Origin of the sequence: Paraclostridium sp., from assembly GCF_051656405.1 — a bacterium.
Lineage (GTDB): Bacteria > Bacillota > Clostridia > Peptostreptococcales > Peptostreptococcaceae > Paraclostridium.
This window is the reverse complement of sequence record NZ_JBOGBV010000071.1, coordinates 27,001-45,767: the sequence shown is the minus strand read 5'-3', so window position 1 is coordinate 45,767 and position 18,767 is coordinate 27,001. Positions and strand designations below refer to the sequence as shown.

Genomic DNA, 18,767 nt, shown 5'->3' with positions numbered 1-18,767 from the left:
ATCGCTCGACTTGCATGTGTTAGGCACGCCGCCAGCGTTCATCCTGAGCCAGGATCAAACTCTCAAATATAATTTAAAAAGTTGTCCATCGCTCAGCTAATCATTATCTGAATATCTGGCTTGGTTGTTTGTGTTTAATTCTTAAAAAAAGAATTTTTATAATTAACCTACTGTTTAATTTTCAAAGTTCTTAACTCATGCTCTCTTGAGCACATGTATAATAATATCATCCTTTTTTTTTGAAGTCAACACTTTTTTATATTTTTTTATTAATCTATTAAATTTAAGTTATATCTTTCTATTAAATCTATTAGCATATCTGCATATATAGCTTCTCCTTGTTCATTTTTTTTAGTGCTGTAACCTGCATCTTCTAGTGCTTGAGCTTGTGATTTATAGTCTTTCCCTTTAAACAAACCATGCTCTGCATATCTTGGATTTTCTTTTAGAAACTTTGCATGATCTCTTATTGAATCATTTAATGAGTTGTATTTTCTAAATTTAGCCATTACTTCATCGCTATAATTTTCTGATGTTGCTACTTCTACATTCTCCCCTTTCCATCTTTCATCCGCTTTTATTCCAAATAAATTATTACTGATTTTTGTTAATTCTGATTGCCCCCAACCAGATTCAAGTATAGCCTGAGATATAGTTATAGATGGCAATACCCCATATTCCTTATAACTGCTTTCAGCTTCTTTTTCAATATCTTTAATAAATTTTATTTTTTCCTCTTCTATCTTTAACGACTCTGTTTTAGCTATTTTTTTTTCGTAATTTTCATTTTCATATACAGTGTATATTCCTCCAACAACAAATGATAAAACTAAAATCAAACTAAGACTTTGAAGCAACTCTTTATTTTTTTTATTATTAATCTTAAATTTTTTTCTAAAGTATCTCTTTTTTCTTATCCCCATACTACCCTCCACTTTCTAATTTATATTATAATATCATCTTGTAAACTTTTATATGCTAATTTACGCAAAAAAATAAAAAAGCTCATTCAAATGAGCTTTTTTTATTTAGACTTCAGCTTTATCCAAGCTTCGTCGTATAATCTTAATTTGTTCCCTAAATCAATAAATGTTTCAGTCTTATCCATAACAGATTTAGGTGGATATGCAACAGGATTTGAAGTTACATCTTTATCTAATAACTTTAAAGCCCCTTCATTAGGAGTTGAATATCCTATATATTCAGCATTCATCTTCGCAATTTCAGGATCTAACAAAAAGTTTATAAACATTTCAGCTTCCTTTTTATTTTGTGCGCTTTTAGGTATTGCCATTGCATCTACCCATTTATTTGTACCTTCTTTAGGTATTGCATAAGCTAAATTAGGATTTTCTTCCATTAAAGTCACTGCATCTCCTGAGTAAGCAATACCCATAGCCACTTCTTCTCCTAGAAGTCTATCTTTACCTTCATCATTTACATACGCTAATACTAAATCTTTTTGTTTCATTAACTCTTTCATTGCTTCATTTATTTCTTTAGGATTAGTTGTATTCATGCTGTACCCTAATCTTTTTAATGATATTCCCATAGTATCTCTAACTGAGTCAAACATCATTATATTACTTTTATACTTAGGGTTCCAAAGTATGTTCCAACTATCAACTGGTTCTTTAACCATTTTTTTATTATATAATATACCAAAAGTTCCCCACATATATGGAACGCTATATTCATTAGTTTCATCATATATAGGATTTAAAAAGCTTTTATCTATATACTTCATATTTGGTATATTTTTAAAATCTATTTTTTGAAGAAGTCCTTCACTTTTCATTTTTTCAACCATATAGTCAGATGGGAATATTAAATCATAATTAGTACTTCCACTTTTAACTTTTTGATACATCATTTCATTAGTATCATAAGTTTCATACTGTACATCAATTCCAGTTTTTTCTTCAAATAAAGTTATTATATTTTCATCTATATAATCTCCGACATTATATACATTCAAAACTTTTTTTGAATCTGTACCTCCACATCCAGTAAGCATAGTTGAAACCATTAAACCTATAGTAATTAAAATTGATATTTTTCTTAATTTCATAATTATTTATCACTCCTTACTATAGATTGTTTCTTATTTGATATTAAAAGTAAAATTAATACAACTGTAAACATTATTGTAGATAGTGCATTAATTTCAGGTTTTATTCCTCTTCTTGCCATACCATATATTTCTATAGATAAGTTACTAACTCCATTTCCAGTATTAAAGAAACTTATTATAAAGTCATCTATAGACATTGTAAACGCAATTAAAAATCCAGATATTATACCTGGTTTTATCTGAGGTAAAACAACTTTTCTTAAAGCATACATAGGTGTTGCTCCTAAATCCATAGCAGCCTCTTCTATATTTTGAGGAAGTTGCTTTATTTTAGGAAGCACTGATAGTATTACATAAGGAATACTAAACATTATGTGAGATAGTAGCATAGTCGTAAATCCAAATTCTAATTTTAAAAATACATACAAACTCATTAATGCTACTGCTGTAACTATATCTGGATTTAATACTGGAAGATAGTTTATATTAAGTATTAACTTTCTTCTTTTACCTCTCATTTTATGTATTCCTATAGCACTTATAGTTCCTACTATTGTAGCTATTATAGATGAAATTATAGCTACTAACAAAGTATAATATAATGCATTCATTATACTATCATTATGAATAAGTTGCTTATACCACTTAAATGTAAATCCATTCCAGTGGGCCATAGATTTAGAATCATTAAATGAAAATACTGCTAGCGCCATTATTGGTGCATATAGAAATAAAAACACTAATGTTAAGTAAATATTCGATGCTAATTTCTTTAAAATAATAACCCACCGCCTTCCTTATCACTGTCATCTTCAAATCTTGACATAACTGCCATAGATATTAATATTACAATCATCATGAATATCGATATCGCAGATCCAAAGTTCCAATCTCCAACTACTGTAAATTGCTGCTCTATTAAGTCTCCTAGTAACATAAATTTACCTCCACCTAATAATCTTGAGATAGCAAATGTAGTTACAGCTGGCATAAATACCATAGTTATTCCTGAAATAACTCCAGGTACACTAAGTGGGAATATAACTTTAGTGAAAACTTGGAAGCTATTAGCTCCTAAGTCTCTAGCTGCATTAATTAAATCATTATCCATTTTTGATAATGATGTGTATATTGGTAGTACCATAAATGGTAAAAAGTTATATACCATTCCAAGTAATATTGCAAAGTTAGTATAAAGTAATGTAACAGGCTCTATTCCAAATAATCCTAAGAATGAATTTAATATTCCATTTTTACCTAAAATAGCAACCCATGCATATGTTCTTAAAAGGAAGTTCATCCACATTGGAAGTATGAATAATAATATTAAAGTATTTCTTTTGCTTATATGTGCCTTAGAAATTATATATGCAACTGGATATCCAACTAATAAACATATTATTGTTGATGATCCAGCTAAAACTATAGATCTTAAAAATACTTTTAAGTATATAGGGTTAATTAATCTTTTATAATTTTCTAAAGAAAATATTAGCTTATCTCCATTTTCAACTGTAAAACTGAAAACCAGCACAAGAATTAAAGGTACTACTATAAATAGTGCACTCCAGATTATATAAGGGTAAGCAAGAATTGATTTATTTTTCTTCATAATCTATTCGCTCACTTTTCTCATTATATGGATATCTTCTGGATATATATCTAACCCTAATTCACTTCCAACTTGTGCACTTTGTGTATTATGTAGTATCCACATTCTTCCGTTTTCATTAACTTCAATTTCATAGTGAACACCTTTAAATAATACTGATGTAACTTTTCCTTTTAACATTCCTTTTTCTGGTTCAACCATTTTTACATCTTCCGGTCTTATTACAACTTCAATATTTTCATTTTTTTCAAAGTCTTTATCTACACACTTGAATTTCTTCCCACAGAATTCTACTAAATAGTCTTCTAACATAATTCCATCAAATATATTACTTTCACCTATAAATCTAGCAACAAATGAATTTTCTGGCTCATTGTATATATCTTGTGGAGTTCCCATTTGTTGAATTTTACCTTTATTCATAACAATTATTTTATCCGACATAGTTAAAGCCTCTTCTTGGTCATGAGTTACAAAAATAAATGTTATTCCTAATTTTTTTTGTATTTTTTTTAATTCCATTTGCATTTCTTTTCTTAGTTTTAAATCTAATGCTCCTAAAGGTTCATCTAGTAATAAAACTTTAGGCTCGTTTACTAATGCTCTAGCTATAGCTACCCTTTGCTGTTGTCCTCCACTTAGCGATTCTACTTGTCTTCTTTCAAACCCCTCAAGTGCAACTAATTTAAGCATTTCTTTTACTTTTTTATCTATTTCGTCTTTAGGTAGTTTTTTTATTTTAAGACCAAAAGCTATATTTTCATATATATTCATGTGAGGAAATAAAGCGTATTTTTGGAATACTGTATTTATTTGTCTCTCGTGAGGTGGTATATCTGTGATATCACGTTCTTCAAATAATACCTTACCTTCATCAGCGTACTCAAATCCAGCTATTATCTTAAGCGTTGTAGTTTTTCCACATCCACTTGGTCCTAATAATGTTAAAAATTCATTTTTCTTAATGTCTAAACTCAAGTTATCTAAAACTTGATTGTCATCATATCTTTTAGATAGATTTTTTAATTCTATTATGTTTTCTAACAAATATATCACCTCTTTCTCTTAAAATGATGGTGGTGTACTCACCCATATAACCTTAGCTTCTGTTTTCCCAGCATTTGATATATAATGATTTGCTCTAGGCTTAAAGTAAAAACTCTCGCCTTTTCTAACTTTATTCTTCTTATCTCCTATGTGTAAGTAAATTGAACCGGCTAATACATAACCAAATTCTTCTCCTTCATGAGGCTTTTCTTCTTTATATTGACCTCCTGGAGATAAAGATATTAATATTGGCTCCATTTCATTTTTCTGAGAATTTGGAACCAACCACTTAAATGTATATTTTAATTCTTCATCCTCAGTTTCAAACATATCTTCTTTTGAAAAACAAATTTTTTCATTATCCATTTCATTAAAAAATTCTTTTAAGTTCGTTCCCAAAATTTCTAATATATCTATAAGTGTAGCTATGGATGGTGATGTTAAATTGTTTTCTAATTGAGATATAAATCCCTTAGAAAGTTCACATCTATTTGCTAACTCTTCTTGTGTTAACTGTTTTTCTATTCTTAATCGTTTAATTTTTTCACCTATATCCATGGTCCACCTCCTATTTTAAATCATTTTTACTAAACCTTTTGTTTAAAATTTCTAAACAACAAGACATATTATATAAAATTAAGCTACAAATTTCAATACTTTTTTAAATATTTTTTATATTAATTTCCACTTTAAAACCCAGTGTTTTTAATGATTTGTAGATTTAGCATTTTTTTTAGTTTATATTAATATTCACAAAGTTTAGTATGCCTAATTATATTTTTTTTATTATATTTTGCTATTTTATTCCTAATTTTAGTTTATAAAATGCAAATAACCTGCTATTTAGCAGGCTATTTATACAATTTATATTAATTTATAATCTTCCTCTTTTAACTTACTTGCCGCAGCTTCATCTAAAATTAATATTGCATCTCTATGAAGCTGAAGTATAGATGATGGAACTTGAGGAGTTATGTCTCCATATACAGTATTGTGTATAGCATCAGCTTTACCTTCTCCTGATGCCAACAAAATTATCTTTTTAGATTTAAATATAGAACCAATTCCCATAGTTACTGCTTTTTTAGGAACTTCATCTATAGATTCAAAGAATCTTGCATTTGCCTCTATAGTAGATTCTTTTAAATCAACTAAGTTGGTTCCTTTGACAAATACATTTGATGGTTCATTAAATCCTATGTGAGCGTTAAGTCCTATACCTAAGACCTGTATATCTATTCCTCCAATATTTTTGATAGAATCATCATATTGTTTACATTCAAGTCTTATATCCTTAGTCATACCATTTGGTATATTTATATTTTCTTCCTTTATATTTATATGATTGAATAATTTTTCATGCATAAAATGATAGTAACTTTGATCATTCTCTCTCGGTAACTGATAATACTCATCTAAATTGAACGATTTTACTTCAGAAAAATCTAATGTACCTTCCTTATACATTTCCACTAAATTCTTATACATCCCTATAGGCGTACTCCCTGTTGCTAACCCTAGTATAGAATCTGATTTTAAAGTAACTTGACTTGCTATTATTTGAGCAGCTTTTTTGCTCATTTCATCATAATTTTTACAAACTAGTATTCTCATATTAACCCTCCACCTATAATTAATTTCTTTTAAACACTATATTTCCATCTATAATAGTCATGTAACAATTTAATTCATTATCAAATATAGCTATATCTGCATCTTTTCCTATATCTAAACTTCCCTTATCATTACTTATTCCTAGTGAACTAGCTGGATTTAAAGAAGCCAAATGTATTGCTTCATTTATATTTAAATTTGTATTTTCATAAAAATTCTTCACCATGTTATTTAAGCTTGAAACACTTCCTGCAAGAGATCCATTTTCTAATCTAGCTGCTCCATCCTTAACTATTACAGCCTGTCCACCTAAACTATATGTTCCGTTTTCTAATCCTCCTGCTTCCATAGAGTCAGTTATTAATACCACTCTTTCTTTGCCTTTACTATCTAATATAAATTGGAATAGATCTTTAGTTATGTGTATAGTATCACATATAAATTCACAATATGCATCTGTTGTCAATGCAGCTCCAACAACCCCTGGGTCCCTATGATTTAAACCTGTCATTCCATTGAATGTATGAGTTATATTGCTAGCACCTAATCGTATAGCTTCTCTAGCCTCTATAAATGTAGCCGCACTATGACCTATAGATAAAACTATATTAGTATTACTTTTTATAGATTTTGTAAATGTAAAATCTACATCTTCTTCTGGTGCATAAGTTATAACTTTTATTACATCTTCATATTTTTTCACTAATTCATAATTAGGATTAGTTATATAGTTTCCATTTTGCGCGCCTTTGTATATTTTATTTATAAACGGCCCTTCTAAATGAGCACCTATAACCCTAGCTCCCTCAGTATTTCTATTCATACCTCGTTTTATAGATTCTAATGCTTTTAAAATTGATTCTTCGTCCATTGTCATAGTAGTAGGTAGATATGACGTAACACCATGTCTTGCTACTGATTTAGATATAATATCTATAGCTTCATCTGTACCTTCCATCGTATCTTTTCCCATATTCCCATGTATATGTATATCTATTAATCCTGGAGATACTAATTTCCCTTTAACATCTATAACTTCACATCCACTTGGAACTTCATCTGTTATATCTATAATCTTTTTATCAAATACTAAAACCTTATTTTCTAATACTTCATTTCTTAATAAAATCTTTCCATTTATTATAGCCTTCATAATTATACCTCCTATGCATTTAATGTTATTTCATATTGGTACTTATCACTTCTAAATATTGATATAGTGTACTCTACAGGTAAATCTCCATCTGTGTACGAAGTTCTTTTAAGTTTAAGCGCTAAAGTATTTTTGCTTTGTTTTAAAAGTTTTGACTCTTCTTCAGATAAAATCATTGGCTCTATTATCTGTTCAGCTTTTTTCATCTTGTATCCATAAACTTCATTTATTATATGATATAAAGAGTTGCCTTCTTTCAAATCGTTTTCCAAGTTATTACAAATACTTTTTGGTATATAACTTATTTCAATTCCAAAAGGTTCGTTTTCAATATACCTTAACCTTTCAACTCTATATACCTTTTCATCTTCATTATTTATCTTTAAAACTTGTCTTATATACTCATCCTTTTCATTTTCCTCAAATGATAAAATATCAGTTTTTATATCCATCCCCTTATTCTTCATAACCTCGGTAAATCCTTGCATACTAGAAAATCTATTTCTTTCTTTTTGGGCAGAAACAAAAGTTCCTTTTCCTTGAACCCTATATAAGAATCCTTCATTTACCAAATTAACTATAGCTTTGTTTACTGTCATTCTACTTACATTTTGAATATTACAAAGTTCTCTTTCTGGAATTATAGAATCCCCTGGTTTAAGATCACCTAAATCAATCATTTCCCTTATTATTTTCATAAGTTGTATATGTAAAGGTATCTCAATATTCTTATTTACTAACTTCATATAAACCACCACTCTTTTTATATGGTATATACCAATTTTGGTATATACCAATTATACTATTTTTATTATAGAACTTCAATAGAATATACATTTTCTTTTTTTAATTTAGTTATTTTATATTTTATTTATAAGATACCCATAAATATGGTATTATAATAGAATATGTAATTTTTAATATAAAATTAAAGAGGTGAACGTACTTGATAAAAATAGGTGATTTCAACAAATTTAAAATAGCTAGAAAAGCTGATTTCGGTTTTTTCCTAGACGCGCAAACAGGAAATACTTCAGATGATATTTTCATGCATAGAAAATTCACAAATTATGAGGCTTTAATTCCTGGTGATGAAGTAAATGTATTCGTATACAGAGATTCTAAAGATAAATTAGCTGCTACTTTAAACCCGCCATTAGCGAAAGTTGGCGAAATAGGTTACTTTGAAGTTGTAGATGCTACTAAAATAGGTTACTTTATTAATATTGGACTTGAAAAAGACATTTTAGTTCCTTTTAGTTCAAAGCATTACGATCTAAAAAAAGGCGATAAATATTTATTTTATATATATTTAGATAAAACTGAAAGAATAGCTGCTACTACTAGAATAGAGGGGTACTTATCTACTGACTCTGAGTATAAAGTAGGAGATAATGTTACAGGTGTTGTTTATGGATTCCAAACTAACGATAGTGCAATGGTTTGTGTTGACAATAAATTTGAAGGAGTTATACTTCACAACGAATACTTTACAAAACTTAACATTGGAGATGAATTAAATTTAAATGTTATAAAAGTATACGAGGACGGCAAGCTAGGTCTTACTCCAAGACAAGGTAGAGAGCAAGAGTTAAATGATTTAGAAAGTAAAATCATAAACCATCTAAATAATGCTTCTAGAGGGTTCATGCCTTTAAATGATAAATCTGATCCAGCTGATATTGCATCAGTATTTGGTTGTAGTAAGAAAAACTTCAAACGTACACTTGGAGTTCTTATGAAAAAAGGTCTAATATCTCAAGATGAAGAAGGAACTCGTCTAATATAAAAAATAGTATGGATATCCATACTATTTTTTTATTATTTTTCCTTTGTATCTTTAATTTCACCAGTATATATATCGATTTTGTGAGTTCCCATATCTTGTTCGTGATAATGAACATCTCCTCCATCTTCTTTTTCTTCTATACATACTTTAACTTTAACTTCATAGTTATTACCCACTTGCTTTATATCTTCTTCCGTATTAGACACAGCATCTCCATATTTAGCCTTTAATACTTTTAGTGCATTTTCTTTTGATATTGGTTCTATCTTATTTTTATCTTTATTTTCAGATACTTCAATTTGATTTTCATTTGAAGTTGAAGAAGTTTTTCTATTTGTCAAAACAGCTGAAATTACTACAACAACTATAAATACGCTGATTATTCCTATCGTAATATTTTTTTTACTCATATAAATTCTCCATACGTTATTTTTATATATTTAAAATATAGTATACCATATATTTTAAATATATAAAAAGGGCACTATTTAGCGCCCTTTTATATCCTATTCCCCCCGAAACAGTTCTACTTATTAAATTGTGGTAAATAATCTTTGTGAGCTTCCATCATTTCATCTAATATAGTTTTAGCTAAATCATCAGAAGGTATTAATGGATTTATACATAGTGCTAAATATGCTGCATTGTAATCTCCATATACAGCAGCTTTTGCTGCCAACATTTCAAATGATTTTATCTGGCTTACTAATCCATCTACAGCATCTGGTAAATATCCTATAGATAATGGTTTAGGCCCATTTTTTGTTATAACACTACTTACTTCAACAGCTTGATTATCTTTAAAGTTTCTTATAGCTCCATTATTAATTGTATTAACGACCTGAACATCTCTTTTATCATTATATATAGAACTTATTAAGTTGCACGCTGCATCACTATAGTAAGCTCCTCCTCTTTTTTCTAATTGAGGTGGTTTTATATCTAGATTTTCATCTTTATATAATTCAAACAATTGATCTTCTAGCTCTTTAACTACTTGACCTCTAGATTTACCTTTTTCAAACTCATTTAATTCTTCTTCTAACATTTCTTTAGTTTTGTAATAGTATCTATGATATGGACAAGGAACTAATCCTAAATTTTTAACAAAATCCGCATTAAACTCTATAGCTTTTATATTTTGCATTGTTAACTTTGAGTGTACAAATTTATCTATTGCTTCATCTGTAACATCCTCTCCATCTAAAGCTACATTAAGTCCATAAACCATATGGTTAAGCCCCGCAAAATCCATTTGAATTCTTTCGTTTTCAACTTCAAATAATTTAGCTATTCCATTTCTCATTCCTATAGGAACATTACATAACCCTATATAGTTTTTAAAATCAGTATATCTAAATACAGCTTCTGTTATTACACCTGTAGGATTTGTAAAGTTTATTATCCATGCGTTAGGACATAATTCTTCAACATCTTTTATTATATCAAGAACAACAGGTACAGTTCTTAGTGCTTTAAAAAGTCCTCCTGCTCCATTAGTCTCTTGACCTATTACTCCATGTGATAAAGGTATACTTTCATCTTTTATTCTAGCCTCTAATAATCCTACCCTTAATTGTGTAGTAACAAAATCTGCACCCTTTAATGCCTCTCTTCTATCTAAAGTTAGATGTATTTCCATGTCTATTCCAGCTTTTTTTACCATTCTTTTCGCTAGATTTCCAACTATTTCTAACTTATGCTTACCTTCTTCTATATCAACCAGCCATAATTCTTTTACTGGCAATTCTTTGTATCTTTTTATAAACCCTTCTACAAGTTCCGGAGTATAACTTGATCCTCCACCTATAGTTACTATCTTTAGTCCTTTTTTCATAGTAATATCTCCTATCGTTATTGCTAAAATTCTAAATCGTCAAAACTGAAATCGTCATCATTTCCTTGATCTGTTGCTAAAGTAGTTTTTCTTTTATCTATTTTCTCTGCTGCTACTACAAACGGTATATATATAACTATTGATATCAATAGATTAACTGCTGCTAAAGCTGCTCCAGTCCAATGCCCAGTTGCTAAAAATCCGCCTAGTATAGGTGGTGTTACCCAAGGTATTTTAGCTGCAATTACAGGCATTACCAATCCCATATCTATTGCCAAATATGCAACTGCTGAACATACAACAGGAGCTAAAACGAAAGGTATCATATATATTGGGTTTAATACTATCGGTAGCCCAAATATTACTGGTTCACTTATATTAAATATTGAAGGCGCTAATCCTAAAGCTATCATATCCTTACGTCTTCTTCCAGCTATTATTAAAGCTATTATCAATCCAAGAATCATACCTGATCCACCTAAGTATACAAATGCATCAAGGAATGCTCCTGCTAAAGTATGGAATCCTTCAGTAGCTCCTGCTTGAGCTAATGCTGCATTTTCTGCTCCTAAATCCATTAATAATGTTTCTGTTATAGGCATTGCTATATTTGCTCCGTGAAGTCCTATAGTCCATAATGCATGTATAAAGAAAGTAATTAACATAGTTGAACCTAATGAGTCTGCTGCTCCTTTTAACGGTGCTGCTAGATAAGTATTTAATAAATCATTCAAGAATAATCCACCTGATAATGTTTTAATTAATAATCCAATTGCTCCAAATATAGCTATAGTTAACATACCTGGTATTAATTTAGCAAAAGATCTTGCTACTGCAGGTGGTACTCCATCTGGCATTTTTATATTTATTTTCTTAATCCTAGATAACTTAACAAATACTTCAGTTGCTAGTAACCCTATTACTATCGCTGTAAATAATGCAGAGTTTGAAATATATCCACTTGGAACAAATCCCCATCCACTAACTTTATCTCCTGCTTCAGTAACTATGTTAGCTACTTGAGGTGACATTACAAAGAATATACTAAGAGCTATAAGTCCTGCTTGTAAACCATCTTCATCATATGATTTTGCGAGATTATAAGCTACTCCTACAACTAAGAATAAAGCCATAGTTGCAATTGATCCCCACCATAAATCTCCACCTAATGTAGTCCAAGTCTCCCCAAAAGTATTTTTCATAAAATTTTGATAAGCTGGTATAGGTAAGTTATTTACTAGTGTTGCTAATGCTCCTATCATAGTTATCGGTATCATTGCTACGAATCCATCTCTTACAGCTACTAAATGCCTTTGTGCTCCTAGCTTTCCAGCTACTGGGATAATATACTTATCCATAAACTTCATTATCGCTCCCATAATAATCCTCCCTTAATTTTTAGAAATCGTTTTCTCAAAACTTAAATTAACCCTTATTAGCTAAATAAAAATGTTTATAAATACATAGTTTATATAAACTTATGATTTATAAAGTTTATATATTCTTTTCATTGTTATATATATTATATTTTAAATGTATATACATTTCAAGTATTTCATGAAAAAACATTTTCCTTTTTTTTTAAAATTCACTTTACTTGAGTAAATAACTGATTTTCATTAAGCACAAAAAAACTGTATCTGATTATTCAGATACAGCGCTTAAAGTTAGTGTATACCCATAATGGTATGTATGTGAGTATTCAAAAACATCACTATTGTGTAATTTACAAACCTGACTTATATATAATAAAGCTTCTGGTTTTGTTAAGTCTAATAAATTAGCTAACTCATCATTTGCTAAAACTGAACTTACTTCTCGTTCAGATATAGCTATCTTATATCCACAAATTTCTTCAACATAGTTATATAAAGATCCTTCACAATGAGATTTTTTTAAGTTTGGAAATAATTTTACCGGCATATAAGTTTCCATATATGATATTTTCTTATCGTTAGCTAAACGTATTCTTTTAATTTCCCATACATTTTCTTTTTCAGTAAGATTTAATTTATTCATAAGCTCTTCATCAGCCTCAATAACATTAAGTTCCTCTAATATATTAGAAACTTTGTACCCCTTATTTTCCATTTCTTTCGTGAAACCGCTTACCGCAGAAATATTATCATATACTTTGTTTGCTAAAACAATACTCCCTACACCTCTTTGCCTAGTTATATATCCATCTTTAACTAAATTATTTAATGCTGACCTTACAGTCATTCTAGTTACCTTAAACTCTTCACTTAATTGTTTTTCAGAAGGTATTAATTCTCCTTGCTTTAAAGTCTTTGATTGTATTAAATTTTTAATGTGACTTTCTATTTGTTTATAAATAGGTTCATTCATATTTCTTTCCCCTTTGAAGTTAAATTGTATATATATTTATTTTTAATATTTATACATTCAATTATAGACTATATTAATTTTTTTTTCCATCTATGCCTCTATTTAATTATAAAAGGATGAATATGTAAGCTTTAACTTATACATTCATCCTTTTGTCTCATCTATTTCGATATAATAGTTTTATATTCTAGCTACACCAGTTTTTATCGCCGCTTCTTTTATAGCTTCTGCTACATTTTTAGCTACATCTCTATCAAAAGATTTAGGTAATATATTATCAGGATTTAAGTCTTCTATTTTTATAGAATTTGCAATTGCGTTAGCTGCTGCTATTTTCATTTCTTCATTGATTTCAGTAGCCCTTACATCTAATGCACCTCTGAATATACCTGGGAATGCAAGCACATTATTTACTTGATTTGGAAAATCACTTCTTCCTGTTCCAACTATGTAAGCTCCACCTTCTTTTGCTTGGTCTGGCATTATCTCTGGAGTTGGATTTGCCATTGCTAATATTATAGACTTCTCATTCATAGTAGCTACCATTTCTTTTGTTAAACAGTTAGGTCCTGAAACTCCTATAAATACGTCTTTGTTTTTTATTACATTAGCTAATAATCCTTTTTCATTGTGAATATTAGTAACCTTTAACATTTCTGCTTGAGCCCAGTTTAAATCTTCCATACCTTCTTCTAAAGCTCCATTTAATCCACATAATACAATATTTTTAACACCCATACTAATTAACATTTTAGCTATTGCTAATCCAGCTGCTCCAGGTCCATTTATAACTATTTCTAAATCTTCTATTTTTTTATTTATTAATTTTAATGAGTTTATTATAGCTGCAGATAAAACTATAGCTGTTCCATGTTGATCATCATGAAAAACTGGTATATTTAACTCTTTTTTTAACTTTTCTTCTATTTCAAAACATCTTGGAGCACTTATATCTTCTAAGTTTATTCCTCCAAAGACAGGTTCCATTAATTTTACAGTATTTACTATTTCATCTACATCGTTCGTTTTTAAACATATTGGAAATGCATCTACATTTGCAAATTCCTTAAATAGTATTGCTTTTCCTTCCATTACTGGTATTGATGCACTAGCTCCTATATCACCTAAACCTAATACAGCACTTCCATCACTAACTACACCTACCATATTTCCTTTTGATGTATATTTATATGCTAAATCTTCATCTTTAGATATTTCCATACATGGAGCTGCAACTCCTGGCGTATATGCAATAGATAAATCATCTTTATCTTCAACTTTAACTTTACTACAAACAGTTATTTTCCCTTTATTCTTTTCATGCATTTCTAATGCTAACTCTGAGTAATTTTTAGTCATAACCTAACCTCTTTCATATTTTGATTTATAGTTATTTGTCCATTTCATAAATGTTATTACCATAACAGTCAATCGCAACTACCGCAAATAAATCCTCAACCTCTAATTTTCTTACAGCTTCTGCTCCTAAATCATCATAAGCTATAACTTCAGCCTTTTTAATAGAATTTGATATATAAGCACCTGCGCCTCCTATTGCAGCTAAATATGCGCATACATTTTTTTTCATCGAGTCGATAACTAGCTCATTTCTCTTTCCTTTGCCTATCATCAGCTTTAATCCTCTATCTAATAAAGGTGCTGTTAAATCATCCATTCTATAACTTGTAGTAGGTCCAGCAGCTCCTATTACTTCTCCATCTTTATGAGGTGTTGGACCTACATAATATATAGCTTGCCCTTCTACTTTAAAAGGTAATTTTTTACCTTCTTTTATAGCATTAACCATTCTTTGATGAGCTGCGTCTCTAGCTGTATAAATTACACCACTTATGCTTACCATTTCTCCACACTTTAGTTCTTTTATTGTTTCATTATCTATTGGAAGAGTTATCTTTTTCATATTTATCCCCCCTTTATATTATAGCCTTTTTATGTCTTGCCGCATGACAATTTATATTTACAACTACCGGAAGCCCAGCTATATGAGTTGGAAATGTCTCTATATTAACCGCAAGCGCAGTTGTGTTTCCACCTAATCCTTGAGGCCCTATTCCTAAGTTATTTATTTCTTTTAATATTTGTATTTCTAAATTTTTTATATTCTCATCTTTATTGTGATCACCTATATCCCTTAATAAAGATTTTTTTGCTATCTGCGCACACTTTTCAATAGTTCCTCCGATTCCAACACCAACAACTATAGGTGGACATGGATTTGGACCAGCTTCTTTAACTGTATCTATAATAAATTTTTGTATTCCTTTTATGCCGTCTGATGGCTTTAACATTTTCATCTTGCTCATATTTTCACTACCAAATCCCTTTGGCGCAAACTCTATAGTTATTTTATCTCCCTCAACTATATCGTAATGAATTATTGCAGGTGTATTATCTTGTGTGTTTTTTCTATCTATTGGAGTTACAACTGATTTTCTTAAGAAGCCATCTTCGTAACCTTGCTTTACACCTTCATTTATTGCATCGCTTATATTTTTACCTTCTATGTGTACATCTTGACCGATACTTACAAAAAATACAGCCATTCCAGTATCTTGGCATATAGGCATTTGTTTTTCTTTTGCAATTTCACAATTTTTTATTAATATATTTAATATATTTTTTCCTAGTTCGCTATTTTCTTTTTCTTTATTTTCTTTTAAAGATTCTACAACATCTTCCCCTAGGTATATATTTGCTTTTATACACATATCTCTTACAATTTCTGTAATTTGTGATGATTTTATAATTCTCACGAACTTATCCCCCATTTTCAAGTTTAATATTCGACTATATATAAAACTTTATCATTTTTTAATTATTTTAACAATAACAAAATTCGTTTAATTCTTTCTTTGCATTATATTTCACTCAAAAAAACAAAAGCACATACTGTCCGAAAGTATATGCTTTAATGGGGGATATATGAGTTTTATGGTTGTAAGAGATATCTTAAAGTTTGGGGGGAGATTAATTATCTCTTATATTTTAATTATTTACCATTTTTTGAATTATATACATTTTATTTAAATATTTTCAATTTATTTTTAATAACTTTATTCATTCTCTCATTATCCTCTATATAATAATTATAGGGGGTGATATATTGAACTTTAATAATATATTTATTCAAATAACCGTTTTATTTTTGCTTATTTTAGTTGGATACATATCTAGCTTTAAAGGGTTAATAGATAAACATACCACATCTGGACTTACAAAACTGATAATGGGGTTGTTTTTACCATCTATGATAATTAGCGCTATGCAAATGGAATTTAACCCTAGTTTATTAGGCGATATTGTATCTTTAATAATAATTTCAATACTAATGTACTCTACAACTATATTGATAGCTTTTTTATTTAAATTTTTTATAAAAGGCGATAAAGATTGCGGTCTTTATCAATATATAATTATTTTCTCTAACGTTGGGTTCATGGGGTATCCAGTTATCGAAGCTGTTTTAGGTAAAGAAGCTATATTTTTTACAGCAATTTTTAATCTTCCTTTTAATTTTTTCGTATTTACAGTTGGAACTTATTTGTTAAACAAACATAATAGTGAATATAAATTTTCAATTAAATCTATTATAAGTCCTCCAATTATAGGGGTCTTAACTGGACTTTCATTATTCCTTTTAAGAATTAAACTTCCACTTCCAATATTTAATACTTTAGATATGCTTGGAAGTATAACAACCCCTTTATCAATGATTGTTATAGGAAGCTTATTAGCTAATTCTCCTATTAAAGAAACTTTTATAAATAAAAAATTATATATAGTATCCTTTATAAGGCTTTTAGTTGTTCCATCTGTTGTTTATTTTCTATTAAGCTTATATATTAAAAATCCGTTATTATTAGGTGTACCTGTAGTTATATCTGCAATGCCGGCAGCATCAAATACAGCAATCATGGCAAAAAGCTATGATGCAAATGATCAACTTGCATCTCAAGCTGTATTTTTAACTACGCTAATATCAATAGTTACAATTCCTATTATAAGCATAGTTTTACTTAGTTAAAAAATTTCCTTCGCTTTAGTTATTAAGCTCAATTTACTTAAGCAAAAAAATAGTTGTCTACTGTTTTAGACAACTATTTTTTAGATATATATTTATTATCTTTTATATAATATCTCCATAAATAATCTTTAGCTTCTTGAGCATAATCGATATTTACACGTTTACTTTCAACAATTTCAAAATTTTCTTCGTTGCCATTCTCAATAGAATCTTTTACAAACAGCTCATTCCCTAATACGTTTTTAAAATTCAAGTCTTTTTCAATTTTAAGAGCTTTGCATAATTTTCCTGGCCCATTAGTAATATTTTTCTTTTGATATGTAGTTAATTCTTCATATACTTTATCATATCTATTTATTGATATATCATCAATTCCTTTAATAGGCTCTACTGCTCTTATAAGTACACACTGAGGTGTATCTTTAATATTTGCAGAAATGTTTAAACAGTAATACATTCCGTATATTAGGTAAACATATATTGTTCCTCCGTTTTCATATAATGGAGCTGTTCTATCTGTCCTTCTATCCCCATATACATGAGCAGCCTTGTCGGTTATCCCCATATAAGCCTCAGTTTCAACTATTTTAACTATAATTTCTTTATCATCATATTTTCTCACTAAATACTTTCCAATTAAGTTTTTTGATAAAGTAATTGCATCTTTTCTAAAAAAATCTACATTCATTTAATCCCAACTTTCTTTTTCAACTTACTTATATTATATCTTCAAATTTACTATTTATAACTTTTTGTAAGTCAGAGGGGTTTAGTTCTATTTGATAACCTATTTTCCCAGCACTCACTATAATATTTTCTAAATCTTTTCCTGTTTCATTTATAAAAGTTTTATATAGTTTTTTCATTCCTACAGGAGAACATCCCCCTCTTATATATCCAGTAAGTTTGTTTATGTCACTTACATGTATCATCTCTACCTTTTTTTCTCCTGCTACTTTTGCAGCCTTTTTCAAGTCTAAATTTTCATTAACAGGTATCACATATACATATAACTCTTTACTAGTTCCTTGTGTAACCAAAGTTTTATATACTTCACTTACATCTCTTCCAATCTTATTTGCTACAGATACTCCATCCACATGATCATCTGAAACATCATATGAAAGCATATTATATTTTACTTTTTTAGAATCTAAAATTCTCATTGCATTAGTTTTTACTTTTGTTTTAGCCATAAAAAATCACACTCCCTAAAATAACTTATATATTAAATTTAACATATTTTT

At 29.0% G+C, this 18,767-nt stretch carries 20 protein-coding genes and 1 rRNA gene; 2 read left to right on the top strand and 19 right to left on the bottom strand.

The features are described 5' to 3' along the window. From ACRDDE_RS11620 to ACRDDE_RS11575, 10 genes are all read right to left on the bottom strand, one after another. Positions 1-70, bottom strand: a 16S ribosomal RNA gene (locus ACRDDE_RS11620); the annotation flags it as partial. 199 nt (positions 71-269) lie between these two features. Beyond that, positions 270-923, bottom strand: a complete 654-nt coding sequence (locus tag ACRDDE_RS11615; protein ID WP_438627484.1) for a glycoside hydrolase family 73 protein — start codon at positions 921-923, stop codon at positions 270-272. Positions 924-1,024: 101 nt separating this feature from the next. Beyond that, the gene (locus ACRDDE_RS11610) at positions 1,025-2,071 is read right to left on the bottom strand and encodes an ABC transporter substrate-binding protein (RefSeq protein WP_187359483.1); all 1,047 of its coding nucleotides are present in this window, start codon (positions 2,069-2,071) and stop codon (positions 1,025-1,027) included. Positions 2,072-2,073: 2 nt separating this feature from the next. Beyond that, positions 2,074-2,748 (bottom strand): ABC transporter permease, encoded by a 675-nt coding sequence (locus tag ACRDDE_RS11605; protein ID WP_334292041.1) that lies wholly within the window; start codon positions 2,746-2,748, stop codon positions 2,074-2,076. 98 nt (positions 2,749-2,846) lie between these two features. Beyond that, entirely contained in the window at positions 2,847-3,686 is an 840-nt protein-coding gene (locus ACRDDE_RS11600) for an ABC transporter permease (RefSeq protein ID WP_021431830.1), read from the bottom strand. 3 nt (positions 3,687-3,689) lie between these two features. Continuing rightward, positions 3,690-4,733: a spermidine/putrescine ABC transporter ATP-binding protein gene (potA, locus tag ACRDDE_RS11595; protein WP_021431829.1), complete on the bottom strand. Its 1,044-nt coding sequence runs from the start codon at positions 4,731-4,733 to the stop codon at positions 3,690-3,692. A gap of 18 nt (positions 4,734-4,751) precedes the next feature. After that, complete coding sequence (locus tag ACRDDE_RS11590; RefSeq protein ID WP_021428548.1) at positions 4,752-5,291, bottom strand: helix-turn-helix domain-containing protein; 540 nt, start codon at positions 5,289-5,291, stop codon at positions 4,752-4,754. 306 nt (positions 5,292-5,597) lie between these two features. Further along, a complete protein-coding gene (gene nagB, locus ACRDDE_RS11585; RefSeq protein ID WP_438627480.1) occupies positions 5,598-6,347 on the bottom strand; it encodes a glucosamine-6-phosphate deaminase in 750 nt (249 codons plus the stop codon). A 19-nt stretch (positions 6,348-6,366) separates the two neighbouring features. Next, entirely contained in the window at positions 6,367-7,500 is a 1,134-nt protein-coding gene (nagA, locus tag ACRDDE_RS11580) for an N-acetylglucosamine-6-phosphate deacetylase (RefSeq protein WP_438627478.1), read from the bottom strand. A gap of 11 nt (positions 7,501-7,511) precedes the next feature. Continuing rightward, the gene (locus ACRDDE_RS11575; RefSeq protein ID WP_438627476.1) at positions 7,512-8,246 is read right to left on the bottom strand and encodes a GntR family transcriptional regulator; all 735 of its coding nucleotides are present in this window, start codon (positions 8,244-8,246) and stop codon (positions 7,512-7,514) included. A gap of 200 nt (positions 8,247-8,446) precedes the next feature. On the opposite strand from ACRDDE_RS11575, the gene ACRDDE_RS11570 reads away from it, so the two are divergent. Then, the gene (locus tag ACRDDE_RS11570) at positions 8,447-9,289 is read left to right on the top strand and encodes a CvfB family protein (RefSeq protein ID WP_438627474.1); all 843 of its coding nucleotides are present in this window, start codon (positions 8,447-8,449) and stop codon (positions 9,287-9,289) included. Between the two features lie 32 nt (positions 9,290-9,321). Here the strand turns inward: ACRDDE_RS11570 and ACRDDE_RS11565 are convergent, their stop codons facing one another. The 7 genes from ACRDDE_RS11565 to ACRDDE_RS11535 all read right to left on the bottom strand — a co-directional run bounded on the left by ACRDDE_RS11565 (position 9,322) and on the right by ACRDDE_RS11535 (position 16,249). Beyond that, positions 9,322-9,699, bottom strand: a complete 378-nt coding sequence (locus ACRDDE_RS11565; RefSeq protein WP_438627472.1) for a hypothetical protein — start codon at positions 9,697-9,699, stop codon at positions 9,322-9,324. Positions 9,700-9,815: 116 nt separating this feature from the next. Continuing rightward, on the bottom strand, positions 9,816-11,126 hold the full coding sequence (locus ACRDDE_RS11560; RefSeq protein WP_438627470.1) for a 6-phospho-beta-glucosidase: 1,311 nt from the start codon (positions 11,124-11,126) through the stop codon (positions 9,816-9,818). 23 nt (positions 11,127-11,149) lie between these two features. Further along, complete coding sequence (locus ACRDDE_RS11555) at positions 11,150-12,505, bottom strand: PTS sugar transporter subunit IIC (RefSeq protein WP_438627468.1); 1,356 nt, start codon at positions 12,503-12,505, stop codon at positions 11,150-11,152. 265 nt (positions 12,506-12,770) lie between these two features. Then, positions 12,771-13,475: a GntR family transcriptional regulator gene (locus ACRDDE_RS11550; RefSeq protein WP_438627466.1), complete on the bottom strand. Its 705-nt coding sequence runs from the start codon at positions 13,473-13,475 to the stop codon at positions 12,771-12,773. 180 nt (positions 13,476-13,655) lie between these two features. After that, positions 13,656-14,834, bottom strand: a complete 1,179-nt coding sequence (locus tag ACRDDE_RS11545) for an NAD(P)-dependent malic enzyme (RefSeq protein ID WP_438627464.1) — start codon at positions 14,832-14,834, stop codon at positions 13,656-13,658. Between the two features lie 31 nt (positions 14,835-14,865). Continuing rightward, the gene (locus tag ACRDDE_RS11540; protein WP_438627462.1) at positions 14,866-15,396 is read right to left on the bottom strand and encodes a Fe-S-containing hydro-lyase; all 531 of its coding nucleotides are present in this window, start codon (positions 15,394-15,396) and stop codon (positions 14,866-14,868) included. Between the two features lie 13 nt (positions 15,397-15,409). Then, positions 15,410-16,249: a fumarate hydratase gene (locus ACRDDE_RS11535; RefSeq protein WP_438627460.1), complete on the bottom strand. Its 840-nt coding sequence runs from the start codon at positions 16,247-16,249 to the stop codon at positions 15,410-15,412. A gap of 350 nt (positions 16,250-16,599) precedes the next feature. On the opposite strand from ACRDDE_RS11535, the gene ACRDDE_RS11530 reads away from it, so the two are divergent. Beyond that, positions 16,600-17,520: an AEC family transporter gene (locus tag ACRDDE_RS11530; RefSeq protein ID WP_438627458.1), complete on the top strand. Its 921-nt coding sequence runs from the start codon at positions 16,600-16,602 to the stop codon at positions 17,518-17,520. A gap of 73 nt (positions 17,521-17,593) precedes the next feature. Here the strand turns inward: ACRDDE_RS11530 and ACRDDE_RS11525 are convergent, their stop codons facing one another. Continuing rightward, positions 17,594-18,208: a DNA-3-methyladenine glycosylase gene (locus ACRDDE_RS11525; RefSeq protein WP_438627456.1), complete on the bottom strand. Its 615-nt coding sequence runs from the start codon at positions 18,206-18,208 to the stop codon at positions 17,594-17,596. Positions 18,209-18,236: 28 nt separating this feature from the next. Beyond that, positions 18,237-18,716 carry a Cys-tRNA(Pro) deacylase gene (ybaK, locus tag ACRDDE_RS11520; RefSeq protein ID WP_438627454.1) on the bottom strand — a complete coding sequence of 160 codons (480 nt, stop codon included), beginning with the start codon at positions 18,714-18,716 and terminating at the stop codon, positions 18,237-18,239. Positions 18,717-18,767: the final 51 nt, after the last annotated feature.